General features: G+C 68.7%; 18 protein-coding genes. 16 read left to right on the forward strand and 2 right to left on the reverse strand.

All coding sequences use genetic code 11. The features are described 5' to 3' along the window. Nucleotides 1-568 precede the first annotated feature (568 nt). Both Pmi06nite_RS36945 and Pmi06nite_RS36950 read right to left on the reverse strand, forming a co-directional pair. Complete coding sequence (locus Pmi06nite_RS36945; protein ID WP_203957875.1) at nt 569-1798, reverse strand: DUF349 domain-containing protein; 1230 nt, start codon at nt 1796-1798, stop codon at nt 569-571. Nucleotides 1799-1858: 60 nt separating this feature from the next. Next, nucleotides 1859-2722 carry a peptidylprolyl isomerase gene (locus tag Pmi06nite_RS36950; protein ID WP_239114458.1) on the reverse strand — a complete coding sequence of 288 codons (864 nt, stop codon included), beginning with the start codon at nt 2720-2722 and terminating at the stop codon, nt 1859-1861. A 273-nt stretch (nt 2723-2995) separates the two neighbouring features. Here Pmi06nite_RS36950 and Pmi06nite_RS36955 point away from each other — a divergent pair, with 273 nt between their 5' ends. From Pmi06nite_RS36955 to Pmi06nite_RS37030, 16 genes are all read left to right on the forward strand, one after another. Beyond that, complete coding sequence (locus tag Pmi06nite_RS36955) at nt 2996-3697, forward strand: MBL fold metallo-hydrolase (protein ID WP_203957877.1); 702 nt, start codon at nt 2996-2998, stop codon at nt 3695-3697. Continuing rightward, a complete protein-coding gene (gene hisS, locus Pmi06nite_RS36960) occupies nt 3697-4953 on the forward strand; it encodes a histidine--tRNA ligase (RefSeq protein ID WP_203957878.1) in 1257 nt (418 codons plus the stop codon). Before Pmi06nite_RS36955 ends, hisS begins: the two co-directional genes overlap by 1 nt. Next, a complete protein-coding gene (gene aspS / locus Pmi06nite_RS36965; protein ID WP_203957879.1) occupies nt 4950-6692 on the forward strand; it encodes an aspartate--tRNA ligase in 1743 nt (580 codons plus the stop codon). The genes hisS and aspS overlap by 4 nt, the downstream gene beginning before the upstream one ends. Nucleotides 6693-7261: 569 nt before the next feature. After that, nucleotides 7262-7738 (forward strand): DUF2231 domain-containing protein, encoded by a 477-nt coding sequence (locus Pmi06nite_RS36970; protein ID WP_203957880.1) that lies wholly within the window; start codon nt 7262-7264, stop codon nt 7736-7738. A gap of 16 nt (nt 7739-7754) precedes the next feature. After that, entirely contained in the window at nt 7755-9080 is a 1326-nt protein-coding gene (locus tag Pmi06nite_RS36975; RefSeq protein WP_239114459.1) for a replication-associated recombination protein A, read from the forward strand. A gap of 94 nt (nt 9081-9174) precedes the next feature. After that, entirely contained in the window at nt 9175-9630 is a 456-nt protein-coding gene (locus Pmi06nite_RS36980) for a DUF948 domain-containing protein (RefSeq protein WP_203957881.1), read from the forward strand. Further along, complete coding sequence (locus Pmi06nite_RS36985; RefSeq protein WP_203957882.1) at nt 9627-9887, forward strand: hypothetical protein; 261 nt, start codon at nt 9627-9629, stop codon at nt 9885-9887. The genes Pmi06nite_RS36980 and Pmi06nite_RS36985 overlap by 4 nt, the downstream gene beginning before the upstream one ends. Before the next feature lies 1 nt (nt 9888). After that, nucleotides 9889-12561, forward strand: a complete 2673-nt coding sequence (alaS, locus tag Pmi06nite_RS36990; protein WP_203957883.1) for an alanine--tRNA ligase — start codon at nt 9889-9891, stop codon at nt 12559-12561. Between the two features lie 28 nt (nt 12562-12589). Beyond that, nucleotides 12590-13087 (forward strand): Holliday junction resolvase RuvX, encoded by a 498-nt coding sequence (ruvX, locus tag Pmi06nite_RS36995; protein WP_203957884.1) that lies wholly within the window; start codon nt 12590-12592, stop codon nt 13085-13087. Beyond that, entirely contained in the window at nt 13084-14118 is a 1035-nt protein-coding gene (gene mltG / locus Pmi06nite_RS37000; protein WP_203957885.1) for an endolytic transglycosylase MltG, read from the forward strand. The genes ruvX and mltG (Pmi06nite_RS37000) overlap by 4 nt, the downstream gene beginning before the upstream one ends. Before the next feature lie 190 nt (nt 14119-14308). After that, on the forward strand, nt 14309-15445 hold the full coding sequence (mltG, locus tag Pmi06nite_RS37005; RefSeq protein WP_239114460.1) for an endolytic transglycosylase MltG: 1137 nt from the start codon (nt 14309-14311) through the stop codon (nt 15443-15445). Beyond that, on the forward strand, nt 15442-16284 hold the full coding sequence (locus Pmi06nite_RS37010; protein WP_203957887.1) for a shikimate dehydrogenase: 843 nt from the start codon (nt 15442-15444) through the stop codon (nt 16282-16284). Before mltG (Pmi06nite_RS37005) ends, Pmi06nite_RS37010 begins: the two co-directional genes overlap by 4 nt. 229 nt (nt 16285-16513) lie before the next feature. After that, complete coding sequence (gene infC / locus Pmi06nite_RS37015; protein WP_203957888.1) at nt 16514-17188, forward strand: translation initiation factor IF-3; 675 nt, start codon at nt 16514-16516, stop codon at nt 17186-17188. Between the two features lie 210 nt (nt 17189-17398). Next, nucleotides 17399-17593, forward strand: coding sequence for a 50S ribosomal protein L35 (rpmI, locus tag Pmi06nite_RS37020; RefSeq protein ID WP_203957889.1), 195 nt, complete (start codon nt 17399-17401; stop codon nt 17591-17593). Between the two features lie 21 nt (nt 17594-17614). Then, nucleotides 17615-17995, forward strand: a complete 381-nt coding sequence (gene rplT, locus Pmi06nite_RS37025) for a 50S ribosomal protein L20 (RefSeq protein WP_203957890.1) — start codon at nt 17615-17617, stop codon at nt 17993-17995. 69 nt (nt 17996-18064) lie between these two features. Next, a complete protein-coding gene (locus tag Pmi06nite_RS37030; RefSeq protein ID WP_203957891.1) occupies nt 18065-18898 on the forward strand; it encodes a TrmH family RNA methyltransferase in 834 nt (277 codons plus the stop codon). Nucleotides 18899-18965: the final 67 nt, after the last annotated feature.

The following is an 18965-nucleotide window of genomic DNA, read 5'->3' on the forward strand; positions in this document are numbered from 1 at the left end:
GATCATGCACACCTTCGGCGGAACCGTGATTGACCAGCGGTTACGTCTTCCGTGATCATGCACACGTTCGGGGAATGTGCCCCTGAACAGGCCCGACGCAGTTCGTGATCATGCACAGCGTGCTAATCGGCCATGCACTGCCTCGGCGTGAGGCCGCCGGAGGATGATGCGGACGCATGCAGGCGCCTGCGTGCGGGCTGGAGCGGGCATGGTCTGCCGCGGTGCCTGGCGGGCATTCTCCGTGGTTCGTGCATCGAGAAGCTGAGGGTCCTGGAAGCCATTTGCCGGTCAGCGATCTCCGTCGGGAGCGCTCCCACGCAGATTTCGCGACCATCTCGTGCATGATCACGAACGGAATCGGACCTGCTCAGGGCAACATTCCCCGAACGTGTGCATGATCACGGAAGACGTAACCGCTGGTCAATCACGGTTCCGCCGAAGGTGTGCATGATCACGACCCGAGCCTGGGCAGGTCAGCAACCCCCTCCACGAACCCGTGCATGATCACGCCCAAGGTCGAGGCAGGTCAACGGCACATTCCTCGAACTTGTGCATGATCACGCGCGGTTTAGGAGAACTCCGCCAGGGTGCGCTCGGCTTCTTCCAGCCAGGAACGACGGGCGGCCAGACCTTCCTCGGCCTCCTTGACGTCCTTGTCCCTTCCGCCGGCCCGCGCCTTGGCCAGGCGCGTCTCAAGCTGCTCGATCGAGCGGCGGAGCTGGTTGACCGTGTCCTGGGCGCGGGCGCGGGCCTCGGGGTTCGAGCGCTTCCACTCGTTCTCCTCGGCCTTGCGGACGGCGTCCTCGACGCGGCGCAGGCCGCCCTCGAGCTTGTCCCGCATCTCCCTGGGCACCGAGCCGGCGGCCTCCCAGCGCTCCAGAAGGTTCCGGAAGGCGCTGCGGGCCGTACGGGCGTCAGTGACGGGCAGGAGCCGCTCCGCCTCGACCAGCAGGGCCTCCTTGACCTCCGCGTTGGCCGCGAACGAGGCGTCGCGCTCGGCGAAGACCGCCGACCTCGCCTGGAAGAACTGGTCCTGGGCGCCCTTGAACCGGCCCCACAGCTCGTCCTCGGCCTCGCGGGAGGCGCGCCCGGCGTTCTTCCACTGCCGCATCAGCTCGCGGTAGGCCGCCGCCGTGGCGTTCCAGTCGGTCGAGGACGCGAGCGCCTCGGCCTCCGTGACGATCCGCTCCTTGGAGCTCCGTATGGCGTCGCGCTGCTCGTCGAGGGACGAGAAGTAGGCCTTGCGCCGCTTCGCGAAAGCCGTACGGGCGGTGGACAGGCGCTTCCACAGGGTGGCCTCGGTCGCCCGGTCGATGCGCTCGGCGGCCTTCCACTCGTCGATGAGCTGCCGCAGGCGTTCGCCGCCGGACTTCCAGTGAGTGGCGTCCTCGGCGATGCGCTCGGCCTCGGCGACGATCCGCTCCTTGGTCTCCCGGGCCTGGACGCGAGCCTGGTCGCGGGCGGCCTTGACCTCCTCACGGCGCTTGCCGACGAGGTCGGTGAGCGCCGCGAGGCGGTCCTGGAGGGACGCGAGGTCGCCGATGGCGTGCGCCTCTGCGACCGCCTCCCGCAGCTTCGCGATGTTCGACTCGGCCTGAGCGGGCGCCAGGTCGGTGCCCTTCACCCGCTGTTCCAGGAGCTGGACCTGCCCGGCCAGCTCGTCGAACTTGCGGCGGTAGTAGGCCAGGGCCTCTTCAGGCTCGCCGGCCTGCCAGGACCCGACGGCCCGTTCTCCCTCAGCCGTACGCACGTAGACGGTGCCGTCAGCGTCTACCCGGCCCCACGGGTCGGTGGTCACCGCGTCCTCCCGCACTTGAATCAGCCCTCCAGGGCCCGAAATGCCCTTGGTTGTATTACGTCAGCTCTTGCCCGTGATTGTCACGTCTTTGATTTCCACGGTCTGCTTGGGAGCGCCCGTGCCGTCACCCGTACCGCCGGGAAGTATGCCCTGCTTGGCGACCTTATCGAGGATTTCAAGTCCTTTTGTTACGGTACCGAAGGGTGTGTAGGCGGCGTTGAGCCCCGTGTCGCCGAACACGATGAAGAACTGGCTTCCGTTCGTGTTGGGACCGCTGTTGGCCATGGCCAACACACCACGCGTGTACTTCGCACCCTCGAGGTTCTCGTCGACGAACCGGTAGCCGGGGCCGCCCTGGCCGTCCGTGGCGTTCTTGCCGTCGGCCTTGGCGAGCGGGTCGCCGCACTGCAGGATCGGGAAGTCCGTCCCCAGCCGGTGGCACTTGGTGTCCTTGAAGTAGTTCTTGGAGGCCAGGTACCGGAACGAGCCCACGGTGCACGGCGCCTTGGCCGCGTCCAGCTTGGCGACGATGTCGCCGAGGTTGGTCTTGATGGTCATCGTGCCCGCGTCGGTGCTGACCTTGGCGGGCGGCAGGCCGACATCCTTGACCTGGCCGCTGCCGGGGTCGGCGACGTAGCCGCAGGTTCCGGTCGCGGGGTTGTACGCCGTGGGCTCGGCGGCCGCGGGGGCGTCGGTGGCGGGAGCGCTCGCCGACGGAGCCGCGGACGCGGTCGCCACGTCACCGTCGGTCCCGCCTAGAAGCGCGATCGCGGCCACGATGCCACCGATCACGACCACCACGGCCGTGGAGGTCCCCAAGATCGCGACACGCCGTGCCCGTAGTTGACGGTCGGTCCGTGCCTGCATCTGCCGCTGATAGTGCTCGCGGGCCAGCTGCTTCTGACGATCCTTGCCGGTGACCACTGCGTCCTCCCGACTGCCTGGTTTCATTGGTCGTGTCGCCGGATGCCGGTCGGCCACGGTGCGCCGCCGCAGGAGAGGACGGAAGATCCTCCCGTGAACGGCACGCCGCTGTATGGCATCCGGCTCGACTGCTCCAAGAATGACTATTGAGGTGGGCGAATCGTATCGGCACACGGGTATTGGTTCGCAGCCCGCCGACCCGCACCGGTACCCTTCGGTTACATTCGCTCGCGTAATCCTTGATACATCGTCACGAGACGTAGAGGCGCTTCCGTGCTCGTCGCCGGGTTTCCCGCAGGGTCCTTCCAGGCCAACTGCTATGTCGTCGCTCCCGCCCCAGGCGAGGAGTGCGTCGTCGTGGATCCTGGTCAGGACGCGGTGGACGGCCTCGACGAACTGCTGCGGGAACACCGGCTGAAGCCCGTGGCCGTGCTCCTGACCCACGGGCACATCGACCACGTTTGGTCGGTGGCGCCGGTCTGCGGCGCGCGTGACATTCCCGCGTGGATCCATCCGGAGGACCGCGAGCTGCTGTCGGACCCGGGCAAGGGATTCTCGGCTCAGGCGGGTCAGCTGTTCGGCGGGCTGGAGTTCAGCGAGCCCGCCGACGTCAAGGAGCTGTCCGACGGGGCCACCCTGCGGCTCGCCGGTCTGGACATCACGGTCGACCATGCCCCCGGCCATACCAGGGGGTCGGTGACGTTCAGGACGCCCTTGGGGGACACGGATCCCGCGCAGGACGCGGAGGTCCTGTTCTCGGGCGACCTGCTGTTCGCCGGCTCCATCGGCCGCACCGATCTCCCGGGCGGCGACTACGCGACGATCCTGGGCAGCCTCGCGAGAACGCTGACGCTGCCGGACGAGACGCTGGTCCTGCCCGGCCACGGACCACAGACGACGATCGGCCGCGAGCGGGCCACCAACCCCTTTCTCAGGGAAGTGGTGCCGCACAGCGGCCCTAGCAGGGGACTGTAATGAGCTTTCAGGCGCCCAAGGGCACCTTCGACTGGATGCCGCCGCGCTCGGAGTGGGCACTCATCGTGCGCGACGCGCTGACGGCACCCGCCCGCCGCGCGGGCTACGGGTACATCGAGACCCCGGCCTTCGAGGACACCGGCCTGTTCGCGCGGGGGGTCGGCGAGTCGACCGACATCGTGACCAAGGAGATGTACACCTTCCAGAGCAAGGGCGGCCAGTCCCTGACGCTGCGCCCCGAGGGAACGGCCAGCGTCGTGCGCGCCGTCCTCGAGCACGGCCTGTACGGCGGGGCCCTGCCGATCAAGCTCTGGTACTCCGGCAGCTACTTCCGCTACGAGAAGGCGCAGGCCGGCAGGTACCGGCACTTCTCGCAGGTGGGCGCCGAGGCGCTCGGCGCGGAGGACCCGGCGCTCGACGCGGAGCTGATCGTGCTGGCCTGCGACGGCTACGCCTCGCTCGGCCTGAAGAACGTGCGGCTGCTGATCAACTCGCTCGGCTGCAAGGAGTGCCGTCCCGCCTACCGGGCCGCGCTGCAGGACTTCCTGCGCGGGCTCGACCTCGACGAGGCCACCCGGCAGCGCATCGAGATCAACCCGTTGCGGGTCCTCGACGACAAGCGCCCCGAGGTCCAGGCGCAACTGGTGGACGCGCCGCTCGTGACCGACCACCTCTGCGGGGCCTGCAAGGCCTACCACGAGGAGGTCCGCAGCCTGCTCACGGGAGCCGGCCTCACCTACACCGACGACCCGCGACTGGTCCGCGGCCTCGACTACTACACGCGGACGACCTTCGAGTTCGTCCACGACGGTCTGGGCGCGCAGTCCGCAGTGGGCGGCGGGGGGCGCTACGACGGCCTGAGTGAGATGATCGGCGGCCCAGCGCTGCCCAGCGTCGGCTGGGCCCTCGGCGTCGACCGCACGGTCCTCGCGATGGAGGCGGAAGGGCTGCTGTCCGAGCGTCCGGGGCAGGTCGAGGTGTTCGCCGTCCCGCTGGGCGAGGAGGCCAGGCGCCGGATGTTCTCGCTGGTCGCCGAGTTGCGCCGGGACGGCATGGCGGTGGACATGGCCTTCGGCGGCCGGGGCGTCAAGGGCGCCATGAAGGCCGCCGACCGCAGTGGTGCTCGTTTCGCCCTGATCCTGGGGGAGCGGGACATCGAGGCGGGAGCCGTGCAAGTGAAAGACCTGACAACAGGTGAGCAGACCGCGGTGCCGTTGGCCGAGGTCGTCGACGTTTTGAAGGGGAAACTCTCGTGATCCGCACTCACGAAGCAGGAACGCTTCGTAAGGAGCATGCAGGCCAGCAGGTGACGCTGGCGGGCTGGGTGGCGCGCCGGCGCGACCACGGCGGGGTGGTGTTCATCGACGTGCGTGACGCGTCGGGCTCGGCCCAGGTGGTCTTCCGCGAGGAGGATCACGCCCACGACCTGCGCTCCGAGTACTGCGTCAAGGTCACGGGCGAGGTCCGCGTACGGCCGGAGGGGAACGAGAACCCCGACCTTCCGACGGGCGGGATCGAGGTCGTCGCCTCCGAGGTCGAGGTGCTCAGCGAGTCGGCGCCCCTGCCGTTCCCCATCGAGGGCAGCACCGGCGTCTCCGAGGAGGCACGGCTGAAGTACCGCTACCTCGACATCAGGCGGCAGCAGGTCGCCCAGGCGCTGCGGATCCGGTCCCAGGCGACCTACCTGGCCAACGACGTCATGAACGAGCGCGGCTTCGTCTACGTGGAGACGCCGGACCTCACCCGCTCCACGCCTGAGGGCGCTCGCGACTTCCTCGTGCCCGTACGGCTGCAGCCGGGCAACTGGTACGCCCTGCCGCAGTCCCCGCAGCTGTTCAAGCAGCTGCTCATGGTCTCCGGCCTGGAGCGCTACTACCAGCTCGCCCGTTGTTTCCGCGACGAGGACCTGCGCGCCGACCGGCAGCCCGAGTTCACCCAGATCGACATCGAGATGTCCTTCGTGGACCAGGACGACATCATCGAGCTCGGCGAGGCTCTGATCGGGCGCATCTGGAAGGACACCATCGGCTACGAGCTGCCTTCCCCGCTGCCGCGGATGACGTACGCCGACGCCATGGCGCGGTACGGCTCGGACAAGCCGGACCTCCGTTTCGGCGTCGAGCTCGTCGACCTCACGGAGTACTTCTCCGGCACCCCGTTCCGGGTGTTCCAGGCGCCGTACGTCGGGGCGGTCGTCATGCCGGGCGGCGCGTCGCAGACCCGCAAGGAGCTCGACGGCTGGCAGGACTGGGCCAAGGCGCGCGGCGCCCGCGGCCTGGCGTACGTGCTGGTGCAGGAGGACGGCCTGGGCGGCCCCGTCGCCAAGAACCTCTCGGAGACGGAGATCGCCGGCCTCGCCGAGGCGACCGGCGCGAAGCCGGGTGACGCGGTCTTCTTCGCCGCCGGCGCCGCCTCCGCCTCGCGGGACCTGCTCGGCGCGGCGCGACTGGAGATCGGCCGCCGGTGCGGCCTGATCGACGAGTCCCAGTGGTCGTTCCTGTGGATCGTCGACGCCCCCATGTTCGAGGAGGACGGTGAGGGCGGCTGGACCGCAGTCCACCATCCCTTCACCGGGCCGAAGCCCGAGTGGGCCGACAACTTCCAGGACCACCCCGGCGAGGCGCTCGCCTACGCGTACGACATGGTCTGCAACGGCATGGAGATCGGCGGCGGCTCGATCCGTATCCACCGGGCCGAGATGCAGCAGCGGGTCTTCGACGTGCTGGGCATCTCCAAGGAGGAGGCGGAGAACAAGTTCGGCTTCCTGCTGGAGGCGTTCAAGTACGGCCCGCCTCCGCACGGAGGCATCGCCTACGGCTGGGACCGGATCTGCATGCTGCTGGCGGGCGGCGAGTCGATCCGGGACGTGATCGCCTTCCCGAAGACCGCGTCCGGCTACGACCCGCTGACGGGAGCTCCCACGCCCATCACGGGCGCGCAGCGCAAGGAAGCCGGCGTGGACGCCAAGCAGAAGGACCCCAAGCCGACCACCTGACCCCTACCCACCGGCCACCTTCCCCGTGATCATGCACAAGTTCGGGGATTTCACGTCGGCCTGCGGAAACGCCGGGCGTGATCATGCGCGGATTCGTGGATGTGTGCGCTGACCTGCGGCTATGCCGAGCGTGATCATGCACAGGTTCGGGAGCATGCCGGTCTGCCTGGGATGATGCCGTACGTGATCTGGCAATGATGCTCTGATTGCCAGATCACGTACGGCATAGTCGCAGGTGAGAGGCCATTTCGCCGAACCTGCGCATGATCACGAAGAGTGAACGGGCAGGTCGCGGCCCATCTCGGCGAATGTGTGCATGATCACGGCCGGGGAGTTGGCTGGTCAGTGGCCACATTCACGAACCCGTGCATGATCACGATCCGTGTTCGGGCAGCTGGAGGGCGCATTCTCCGAACCTGTGCATGATCACGCCGGGGGGAGGGGCGGGTGGGGTATCTGGGGAAATTCTGGGATGACTTGGGTTTTGGGAGAACCTCTTGCCGCTGGAATCCGTATGAGAGTGCAGCGAGAGTGAAACCACGCCTGGATCCAGCTCAGGAGCGATGCACATGTTCGACCAGATCCTCGATCTCCCCGCCCACCCCTTGATCATCCACGCGGCGGTGGTCTTCACCCCACTGCTCGTGCTGCTGAGCATCGCCTACGTCGTCCTCCCCGCGTTCCGCCGCCGGCTCGACTGGGCACTCGTCGTGGCCGCGATCGCCGCTCCCGCCGCCGTCTTCGCCGCCAGGCAGAGCGGTGAGGCGCTCGAGGCGCGCCTGTTCAAGGGCCAGATCCCCCCGCCCGTCGTGGAGCACTCGAGCTTCGCCAACCCCCTGCTCTTCACCACCATCGGGCTGGGCGTCGTCGCGCTGGTGCTCGTCTACCTGACGCGTCCCCACCGCGAGCCGGGGACGGCGCCTGCCGGCTCGGCCCGGGCCGTCAGCCTCGTGCTGTCCGTCGTGACCGTCGTCCTGGCGCTCGTCGTGGCCTACTACGTGTTCCGGGCCGGCGACAGCGGCGCGAGGGCCGTCTGGGCCTACTGACGGTACCCTCTGGGTTGTGGACAGTCTGTTCGATTCGGCGGCCGAGGAGGCCCACAAGAGTCAGGAGCCGCTGGCCGTCCGCATGCGGCCGCGAGGTCTCGACGAGGTGATCGGCCAGCGGCACCTCCTCGGATCGGGGACGCCTCTGCGACGGCTGGTCGAGAGCGAGGCCCCGATGTCGCTGTTCCTGTGGGGGCCGCCGGGAACGGGCAAGACCACGCTCGCCTACGTCGTCTCCAACGCCACCAAGCGGCGGTTCGTCGAGGTGTCCGCCGTGTCGGCCGGCGTCAAGGACGTCCGCGCGGCCATCGACCAGGCCCGGCGGGACCTGGGCATGACGGGCCGGCAGACCGTGCTGTTCGTCGACGAGGTCCACCGGTTCAACAAGGCGCAGCAGGACGCGTTGCTCCCGGCCGTGGAGAACCGCTGGGTCACGTTCATCGGGGCGACGACGGAGAATCCCTTCTTCTCCGTCATCTCGCCGCTGCTGTCCCGGTCGTTGCTGCTGACCCTCGAGCCGCTGTCGGAGGACGACATCCGGGCCGTCCTGGAGCGTGCCGTCACCGATCCGCGCGGCCTCGACGGCCGCGTCACCCTGCGGGCCGACGCGCTCGACCAGCTCGTACGGCTGGCAGGGGGCGACGCCCGCCGGTCGCTGACCTATCTGGAGGCCGCCGCGCTGCTCGCGGACGACGTCACGGTCGAGGTGGTGGAGAAGGCGGCCGACAAGGCCGCCGTCCGCTACGACCGCCAGGGCGACCAGCACTACGACGTGATCAGCGCCTTCATCAAGAGCATGCGCGGCTCGGACGCCGACGCGGCCGTGCACTATCTGGCCCGGATGGTCGAGGCGGGGGAGGATCCCCGCTTCATCGCCCGCCGGATCGTGATCTTCGCGTCGGAGGACGTGGGCATGGCCGACCCCAGTTGCCTCCAGGTCGCGGTGGCCGCCGCGCAGGCGGTGGAGTTCATCGGTCTTCCCGAAGGGCGCATCAACCTGACCCAGGCGGTGATCCACTGTGCTCTGGCGCCCAAGTCCAACGCCGTCGTCAAGGCCATCGGCGCCGCCTCCGACGACGTACGGCGCGGCCTGATCGGACAGGTCCCCGGTCACCTGCGCGACGCCCACTATCCGGGGGCCGCGAAGCTCGGCCACGGCAAGGGATACAAGTATCCGCACGACTTCGAGCACGGCCTGGTCAGGCAGGACTACGTGCCGGAGGAGCTCAGGGACCGCCGCTACTACGAGCCGACCAGCCACGGGGCCGAGGCCCGTTTCGGCGAGAGATGGTCGAAGATCCGCGGTTTCCTCCGGGGCGAGGGCGACCCGACGGGCGCGTGAGCCTGGTAGGGCAGGCGTGTGGTGCGCGCCGACGGGCAGGGCGTTCGCGATAGGGTCTTGCCATTCCAGCTCCGGTGATCTAGGGAGATCGGCAATGCTTACCGCGGGAGAGCTCGCGGGCCTGATCGTCGCCACCTTCTGGGCGATTCTGGTCTGCTTCATGGCCGTAGTGCTGGTCAAGCTGGCCCGGCTGCTGGTCGAGACGACCAAGATGGTGTCGGAGCTGAGCGACCGTGTGGTGCCGCTCCTCGAGGACATGAGCCGCACGGTCGCGGAGACCAACCGCCAGCTCATCGCGGTCGAGGCCATCACCGACAACGTCAAGGACGTCAGCGGCAACATGGTGAAGATCACCGGGGTCGCGTCCACGCTGTTCGCCGGACCTGTGATCAAGATCTCGGCCCTGGGCCACGGAATCCGGGCCGCGCTGGCAAGACGCGGTGGCCGGGTGACGGGCGAGCACGTCCCGAGCCCGCGCCGCGCCCTCGACGGTCAGGCGGCACGAGGTGAATCCGGTGCGCGCGGCCTGTCCGGGAGGCGGGGCGGATGATCCGGCGGCTCTTCTACATGGCCCTGGGCGCGTATCTCGCGGTCTGGACTATGCGTAAGCTTCAGGCATTGCGGCCCGACCATGTGGCCAGGCGTACGGCCGGCCGGATGGCGGGCTACGCCGGACGACTCGGTGAGTTCGCCGGCGACGTGCGCCACCTGGCGGCGAGCAGGGAAACCGAGTTGCGGGCCGCCTTCCGGCTCGACAGTGTTGAGACAAAACCCACCAGATACGACGACGTAAAGGATGGCCGCTGAAATGGAGTCGGCAGAGATCGTACGCCGCTTCCTGCGCTTCTTCGAGGAGCGCGGACACACCGTCGTTCCCTCGGCCAGCCTGGTCGCCGAAGATCCGACGCTGCTTCTCGTGAACGCGGGCATGGTCCCGTTCAAGCCCTACTTCCTCGGCCAGCGCAAGCCGCCGTATCCGCGCGCGACCAGCGCCCAGAAGGTCATCCGTACGAACGACATCGACGAGGTCGGCAAGACCACCCGGCACGCGAGCTTCTTCCAGATGCTGGGCAACTTCTCGTTCGGGGACTACTTCAAGGAAGACGCGATCCCGTTCGCGTGGGAGTTGCTGACCAAGCCCGAGTCCGAGGGCGGCTTCGGCTTCCCGGAGGACCGGCTGTGGGCGACCGTCTACCTCGATGACGACGAGGCGCTGGACATCTGGCACAAGAAGGCCGGCCTCCCGCTGGATCGCATCCAGCGCCGCGGTCTCGCGGACAACTACTGGCACATGGGCGTGCCCGGCCCCGGCGGCCCGTGCTCCGAGATCTACTTCGACCGCGGCCCCGACTACGGCAGGGAAGGCGGCCCGGTCGCCGACGAGACCCGGTATCTCGAGGTCTGGAACAACGTCTTCATGCAGTTCCAGCTCGGCGCGGTCCGCGGCAAGGAAGACTTCGACATCGTCGGCGAGCTGCCCGCCAAGAGCGTCGACACCGGCATGGGCCTGGAGCGCATGGCCGCGATCCTGCAGGGCGTCGACAACATCTACGAGATCGACACCACCTACAAGATCCTCAGCACGGCGGCCGAGCTGACCAAGACGCGCTATGGCCGCAACCACCGCGCCGACGTCTCGCTCCGGGTGGTCGCCGACCACATGCGCGCGGGCGTGATGCTGGTCGGCGACGGCGTGCTGCCGTCCAACGAGGGCCGCGGCTACGTGCTGCGCCGCATGCTCCGCCGCGCGATCCGCAACCTCCGCCTGCTCGGCGCGGGCGAGGAGCGGTACATGCACGAGCTGACCGACGTGACCATCGCCGTGATGGGCCAGCAGTACCCGGACCTGGTGGCCGACGCCCCCAACATCCACGCGGTGATCGACGCGGAGGAGACGTCGTTCCTCGGCACGCTCCGCACCGGCACGGCGATCTTCGACGTCGCGGTCGAGGAGAGCAAGCGCAAGGGCACCTCCGCGCTCAGTGGCGCGCAGGCGTTCCAGCTGCACGACACCTACGGCTTCCCGATCGACCTCACGCTGGAGATGGCGTCCGAGCAGGGTCTCCAGGTCGACGAGGACGGCTTCCGCCGGCTCATGAAGGAGCAGCGGGACCGGGCCAAGGCGGACGCGGCGGCCAAGAAGACCGGCAACGCGGACATCTCGGTGTTCGGCGACATCCTGGAGAAGTCCGGCAAGGTCGACTTCCTGGCGTACGACCACACGACGGCGGAGGCGAAGATCGTCGGCCTGCTCGTCGAGGGCGCCAACGTCCCGGCGGTCGGGGCGGGATCCACGGTCGAGGTCGTCCTCGATCGCACCCCGTTCTACGCCGAGGGCGGCGGCCAGCTCTCCGACCAGGGCATCATCCGCACGGACGGCGCCGAGGTCGAGATCGTCGACGTCCAGACGCCGGTCGCCGGGCTCATCGTCCACCGCGGAAAGGTCAAGCACGGCGAGATCCGCGTCGGGGACCAGGCGCACGCCGAGATCGACATCGAGCGGCGCCGCGCGATCTCCCGCAGCCACACCGCGACCCACCTGGTGCACCGCGGCTTCCGCAACGCGCTCGGCGAGTCCGCGGCGCAGGCGGGCTCGGAGAACTCCCCGGGACGCTTCCGCTTCGACTTCACCGCGGCCGGAGCGGTCTCGCCGACCGCGCTGCGCGACGTCGAGGACGAGGTCAACGCCGTTCTGATCAACGACCTCAAGGTCAACGCGTACTACACCTCGCAGGCGGAGGCGCGCGCCATGGGCGCGCTCGCGCTGTTCGGCGAGAAGTACGGCAACGAGGTCCGCGTCGTCGAGGTCGGCGACTACTCCCGTGAGCTGTGCGGCGGCACCCACGTCGCGAGTTCGGGCCAGCTCGGTCTGATCAAGGTGCTGGGGGAGGCGTCGATCGGCGCGGGCGTGCGCCGGGTCGAGGCGCTCGTCGGCATCGACGCGTTCCGGTTCCTCGCCAGGGAGAGCGTGCTGGTCAGCCAGCTGAGCGAGCAGCTCAAGGTCCGGCGGGAAGAGTTGCCCGAGCGCATCGAGGGCATCGTCACCCGGCTGCGCACCGCGGAGAAGGAGTTGGAGCGCGTCAGGTCCGCCCAGGTCCTCGCCGTCGCGGGCGATCTGGCGGCACAGGCCCGCGACTTCGACGGAGTGTCCGTCGTGACCCACCGCGCGCCTGATGGCACCTCCGCTGATGATCTGCGTAAGCTCGCCCTTGATGTGCGCGGCCGGTTCCCGAGCGACCGCGCTGCGGTCGTCGTCGTTGCCGGGGTGCCCTCAGACCGCCCGGTCGTCGTCGCCGTGGTGAACGAGGCGGGACGCGAGCGAGGACTGAAGGCCGGTCGTCTCGTCGGCGTCGCCGCCAAGACGCTTGGGGGTGGCGGTGGCGGCAAGGACGATGTGGCGCAGGGCGGAGGATCGCGTCCTGAGGCGATCGACGACGCGTTGCGGGCGGTCGAGGAGACCATCTCCTCTTCTCTCGCCTGACGGGTTCCGTTCGCGTGGAGACCTGCTCATGAGGCGCGGCGTCAGACTCGGCGTCGACGTCGGCTCGGTCCGGATCGGCGTGGCCCGCAGTGACCCCTCGGGTCTGCTGGCCACGCCCGTCGAGACCGTACGGCGAGGCCGGGGCGACCTCGGCAGGATCGCCTCGATCGCCGCCGAGCACGAGGTGGTCGAGGTCGTCGTCGGGCTTCCGACGTCGTTGTCGGGGCGGGAGTCTCACGCCGCCTCGGCCGCGCGGGAGTTCGCGGCAGAACTCGCCGTGAGACTCGCGCCGACGCCGATCCGGCTCTATGACGAGCGGCTGACGACCGTGACGGCGCAGCAGGGCCTGCGGTCGAGCGGCGTGAAGGCGAAGAACCAGCGCGACGTCATCGACCAGGCCGCGGCCGTCGTGCTCCTGCAGGCGGCACTCGACTTCGAACGCGCGACAGGCAGGCCACCGGGACGACCCCTCGAGCCGCCAGGCGAACAGCCCGGCGAGGAAGCGAGTGGCGGGACCGCCAGGTGAGGCGGGCGACGGGCGTCGTGATCGGTGGCGCCGCCCTGGTCGCTGCCGCCATCGCGTTCGGTGTCCACTCCATCGTGCGGACGGCGCCCGCCGCCGAGGACTTCGAGGGCGCGGGGACCGGGACGGTCACGGTGGAGATCACTCCAGGCGCGAGCGCGGGCGAGATCGCGGAGACGCTCAAGCACGCGGGGGTGGTCGCCAGTGCCCAGTCGTTCGTCGACGAGGTGGTGCAGCGCTCGAAGGAGTCGAGCCTCCACCCCGGCCAGTACCGCTTGAAGCGGCGCATGGCGGCCGCCTCGGCCCTCGATCTGCTGCTCACCCCCGCGTCCCGTGTGATCAAGAGGGTCACCGTGCCGGAGGGCATGCGCCTGGCCGACGTGCTCGCCACCCTTGCGAAGGGGTCCGGCATCCCGCTGGCCGACTTCACGAAGGCGGTCGCGGAACCCGACCGGCTGCGCCTGCCGGCGTACGCCAAGGGGCAGGTCGAGGGGTTCCTCTTCCCGGCCACCTACGAGATCGAGCCGACGGCCACGGCAGGGGACGTGCTGCGGAACATGGTCGTCCGGTTCCGTGCGGCCTCGCAGCACGTCGACCTGGAAAGGCTCGCGGCCGAGCGGCGTCTGACACCACTGGAGGCCGTCACGATGGCGAGCATCGTCCAGGCCGAGGGCGGCCAGGACGCGGATTATCCGAAGATCGCTAGAGTGATGTTCAACCGACTCCTCCGCGGGGGGAAGCTCGAGATGGACAGCACGGTCAACTACGCCCTGCGCAGGCACACCCTCAAGGTGTCGGAGCAGGACACCAAGACCGCGTCCCCGTACAACACCTACGCGCACGAGGGGCTCCCGCCAGGACCGATCGGCAACCCGGGAGAGAAGGCACTCCGGGCGGTGCTTCATCCTGCTTCGGGTGATTGGTACTGGTTTGTGACAACCGATCCAGGCCGTAGAATCACCAAATTCACTGACAAAGAGGCTGAGTTCCTGAAATATCGGGAGGAGCTGAACAAGAACCTGGGGACGAACTAGCCGATCGAGGTGAGTCGCCCTCCTGAGGTTTCACATATCGGGTGTCCTTGCCCCGTGTAACGTCGAGCACGACACGGGACGAGCGACGACCCACCCCACCTGCCGGAACCCCCCTCGGTTTGGCACACTCGCTTGACGCGGAGCCGGTCGTACCGAGAGATTGGCCGACGCAACTATGAACGATCTGGGCATGGACTTCCTGCTAGGCGACGAGGACGAGGAGCGTCCCGGGCGCCGGTCCCGTGGTAGCCGCAGTCAGCAGCGCCGCAGTCGCAAGCGGAGGAAGAGGCAGCGCCGAAAGGGCGCGGCCGCCAGTGTGTTCGCCGTCCTGGTGATCCTTCTGATCCTTGCCGGCGCGGGGTACTTCGGCTACACCTGGGTCCGTGACGTGGTCACCGTGAAGGATTTCTCCGGACCCGGCACCGGTGAGGTCGTCGTTCAGATCGATGAAGGCGCCACCGCCTCCGACGTCGCCGTCAATCTGGAGAAGCAGGGCGTCGTGGCCAGCGCGCGCGCGTTCGTCAACGCGATCGGCGAGGCGGGCAAGGGCAATTCGCTGCAGCCCGGCCAGTACAAGTTGCGCAAGGGGATGTCCGCGGCCTCCGCCGTCGAACTGCTCGATCCGAAGAACCGCATCCGCGACGACCTGACCTTCCAGGAGGGTCTGCGGCTCAGCAAGATCTACGAGCAGTTGGCCAAGGCGACGGGCAAGTCCGTCAACGACTTCAAGAAGGCGGCCAAGGGCGACATCGGCCTGCCCAAGTACGCCGACAAGCGGCTTGAGGGCTTCGCGTTCCCCGCCACCTACGAGATCAACGACAAGATGAGCCCGTCGGAGATCCTCACCGCGATGGTCGACAGGTTCACCCAGACGGCCAACAAGGTCGACCTCGAGAAGCAGGCCGAGGCGATCGGTTACAGCCCCCGCGACGTCATGATCGTCGCGAGCATCGTGCAGGCCGAGTCGGGCAGCGTGGACGACATGCCGAAGGTGGCCCGGGTCATCTACAACCGGCTCCAGCGCAACCCGCCCATGCTGCTCCAGATGGACAGCACGACCATGTACGGCCTCAACAAGTACGGCATCGCCGCGACGGAGGCCGAGACCCAGAGCAAGTCCCGGTACAACACCTACCGGTATCAGGGACTGCCGCCGGGGCCGATCTCCAACCCCGGTGACCACGCGATCGAGGCCGCGCTCCACCCGGCGGACGGCGCCTGGCTGTGGTTCGTGACCACCGATCCCAAGAAGGGGATCACCAAGTTCACCGACAAGGAGTCGGAGTTCTGGAAGCTCCGCGACGAGTTCAACCGGAACTACGGATGACCGTCGGGCACCGGGCCGCGGTTCTCGGCTCTCCGATCGGGCACTCGTTGTCCCCGATCCTGCACCGTACGGCGTACGCCGCGCTGGGCCTGCGGGACTGGAGGTACGACTCGTTCGAGTGCACGGAGGAGGGGCTGCCCGCGCTGGTGGAGACGATGGGCTCGGAATGGGCCGGGCTGTCGCTGACGATGCCGCTCAAGCGCGCCGTGCTCCCGCTCCTGGAGACGGTCTCCGAACTGGCGGTCCAGGTGGGGGCCGCGAACACCGTGGTCTTCCGTGACGGTGCGCGCCACGGAGAGAACACCGACGTCCACGGGATCGTCCAGGCGCTGGCGGAGACGGGGGTGTCGGCCCCCTCGGCCGTCACGATCCTCGGGGGCGGCGCGACGGCCGCCTCCGCCGTCGCGGCCGTCCGGGAGATGGGCCTGTCCGAGGTGACCCTCGTCGTCAGGGAGGCCGCCCGGGCCGCGGAGACCCTGGAGGTCGCGGAGCGCCTCGGCGTCACGGTGGCCGTGCGGACCTTCGCCACGTTCGGCAGGTCCTCCGTGGACGCGGATCTGATCGTCTCCACGCTGCCCTCCGGCGCCGCGGACGGTGTCGCCGACGAGGTCGCGAGGGGCCTGCCCGAGAAGGGCGCCCTGCTCGACGTCGTCTACTCGCCCTGGCCCACCGTGCTGGCGAGAGCCGTACAGGAACGGGGGGGCACCGTCGTGAGCGGCTTTTCGATGTTGCTCCACCAGGCGGCCAAGCAGGTCGAGCTCATGACCGGCCACGGTGAGGTGCCCGTCGAGGCCATGCGCGCCGCCGGCGAGGCGGAGATCGTCCGGCGCTCGGCCTGACTCCGGATGGTCCGCCAGCCCCGGTGAGGCCGGCCTCGCCGGGGGAATGGTTCGGCGATCCGGCGTGCTTGTGGTAACGTAAGCCATCGATCGGTCCGGCATGCCAGCTGGACGCGCAAGCGGAGGTCCTCCTCCCACCTGATCCGCCGAAAGGCAGACGGGTTAAGGATCACACCGGAGTTTTCGGCAGGAGAGCTCAGTGACCCCGCATGCGTGACGTGCGGGGTTTTTGGTTTTTCCTGCACGGTCGAGCACCAAGCGGAAGCCTTTTGGAGGTCCCATCAGCACCGAGCCCCGCATCAACGATCGTATTCGTGTGCCGGAGGTCCGCCTCGTCGGCCCGAACGGCGAGCAGGTCGGCATCGTTTCCATCGGAGATGCGCTGAAGCTGGCCCAGGAAAGCGATCTTGACCTCGTCGAGGTCGCCGCGACGGCCCGCCCGCCTGTCTGCAAACTCATGGACTACGGCAAGTTCAAGTACGAGTCGGCCATGAAGGCGCGCGAGGCCCGCCGCAACCAGGCACACACGATCATCAAGGAGATCAAGCTCCGGCCGAAGATCGATCCGCACGACTACGAGACCAAGAAGGGTCACGTCGTGCGCTTCCTCAAGGCGGGGGACAAGGTCAAGGTCACGATCATGTTCCGTGGGCGCGAGCAGTCCCGGCCCGAGCTGGGTTTCCGGCTGTTGCAGCGGCTCGCTGAGGACGTCACGGAGCTCGGGTTCGTCGAGTCGCAGCCCAAGCAGGACGGCCGCAACATGATCATGGTGATCGGACCCCACAAGAAGAAGGCCGAGGCCAAGGCCGAGCGCGCCGCGGCGCGGGCACAGCGCGGAGACGCGCCGGTGGACCCGGCTGACGAGGCGGTCGAGCAGGCTGAGGCATCCGCGTCTGTGGAGTGACCCCGCGCGAGCGGAGCGATCTCATGCGGGCGGGGACGCGCCTCACGCGGGTGGAGCGATCTCACGCAAGCGGAGTGACGAGCCCCTTCTGAACCATCAGATGGAGCGCGGAGAAGCCGAGACCGAGACGGTCTCGAGGAGTGAGCATGCCGTCGGCCGGGGCACCAGCCCCGGGCCGGCGGTACGGACAACGAGGGAGAGACGGCTGACATGCCGAAGATGAAGACGCACAGCGGTGCGAAGAAGCGGTTCCGGCTCACCGGTACCGGCAAGATCGTTCGCCGCCGTGCCAACCGGCAGCACCTGTTCGAGTACAAGCCGTCCACTCGTACGCGCCGTCTCGAGGGTGTCGTCGTCATGTCCGACGCCGACACGAAGAAGATCAAGAAGTTGCTCGCTAAGTAACGACCCCGGGGAGATAGTCAAATGGCACGCGTGAAGCGGGCGCTCAACGCCAAGAAGAAGCGCAGGGTCGTCCTCGAGCGGGCGAGTGGTTACCGGGGTCAGCGGTCGCGGCTGTACCGCAAGGCCAAGGAGCAGATGCTCCACTCCATGACCTATGCGTACCGGGACCGCAAGGACAGGAAGGGCAACTTCCGCCGCCTGTGGATCCAGCGCATCAACGCCGCGGTCCGGGCGAACGGCATGACCTACAACCGGTTCATCCAGGGCCTGCGGCTCGCGGGCATCGAGGTGGACCGCAAGATCCTCGCCGATCTCGCGGTGAACGACGCCCCGACCTTCGCCACGCTGGTCGAGTCCGCCAAGAAGGCGCTCCCGGCTGATGTGAACGCGCCGGTCGCGTAGTACTGCTCAAGTGAGGGCCCGCCGTGATCCGGCGGGCCCTCACTCACGTCGAGGGGGATCGAGGCAGGCATGGCGGAGCTCACCAACATCAGGTCGCCGCGGGTCAAGGCCGCGCGGCGGCTGACCAAGCGGGCCTTCCGCGACCGGGACAGGGCATTCCTGGCAGAGGGGCCGCAGGCGGTCCGCGAAGCTCTCACGATCAAGGACGTCACCGTCGAGTTGTTCGCCACGGCCGACGCCGAGGCGCGTCACCCCGACATCATCGCCGCGGCCACGGCCGCGGGCGTGCCGGTCCACCGCGCCAGTGGTGAGGTGATGGCCGATCTGACCCAGACCATCACGCCACAGGGCATCCTGGCCGTCTGCCGGTTCGTCCACGTCCCTCTCGGCGAAGCCGTACCGGCCGGCGCCCGGCTGGTGGCCCTGCTGGCCCATGTGCGCGACCCGGGAAACGCCGGCACGGTCCTCCGTACGGCCGACGCGGCGGGAGCCGACGCGGTCGTGTTCACCGACGCGTCGGTCGACCCCTACAACGGCAAGTGCGTCCGGGCGAGTGCGGGCAGCCTCTTCCACCTCCCGGTGGCGACCGGGGCGCCCGTCGCGCAAGCCGTACAGCAGGCGAAGGACGCGGGGCTGCGGGTCCTCGCCGCGGACGGGGCGGGCACGCGGACCCTCGACGAGGTCGACCTGGCCCGTCCGACCGCCTGGCTGTTCGGCAACGAGGCGTGGGGACTGCCGCCCGAGCTTCTCGCACTGGCCGACGAGGTCGTCCGGGTGCCGATCTACGGACGGGCGGAGAGCCTCAACCTCGCCACCGCCGCAGCCGTGTGCTTGTACTCTTCCGCGCGCGTGCAACGGCAGAACTTACATTCCGTGGAAGATCCCACCACCTCGCCCCGCTGAGGCTGCTGTCGGCTCCCGGAAACCCGCTATTGTCGGCGGTGGAGTCGCGCTGAGTCAGGCGGCGTGG

The organism is Planotetraspora mira, assembly GCF_016863275.1.
In the GTDB taxonomy this organism is placed as follows: Bacteria; Actinomycetota; Actinomycetes; order Streptosporangiales; family Streptosporangiaceae; genus Planotetraspora; species Planotetraspora mira.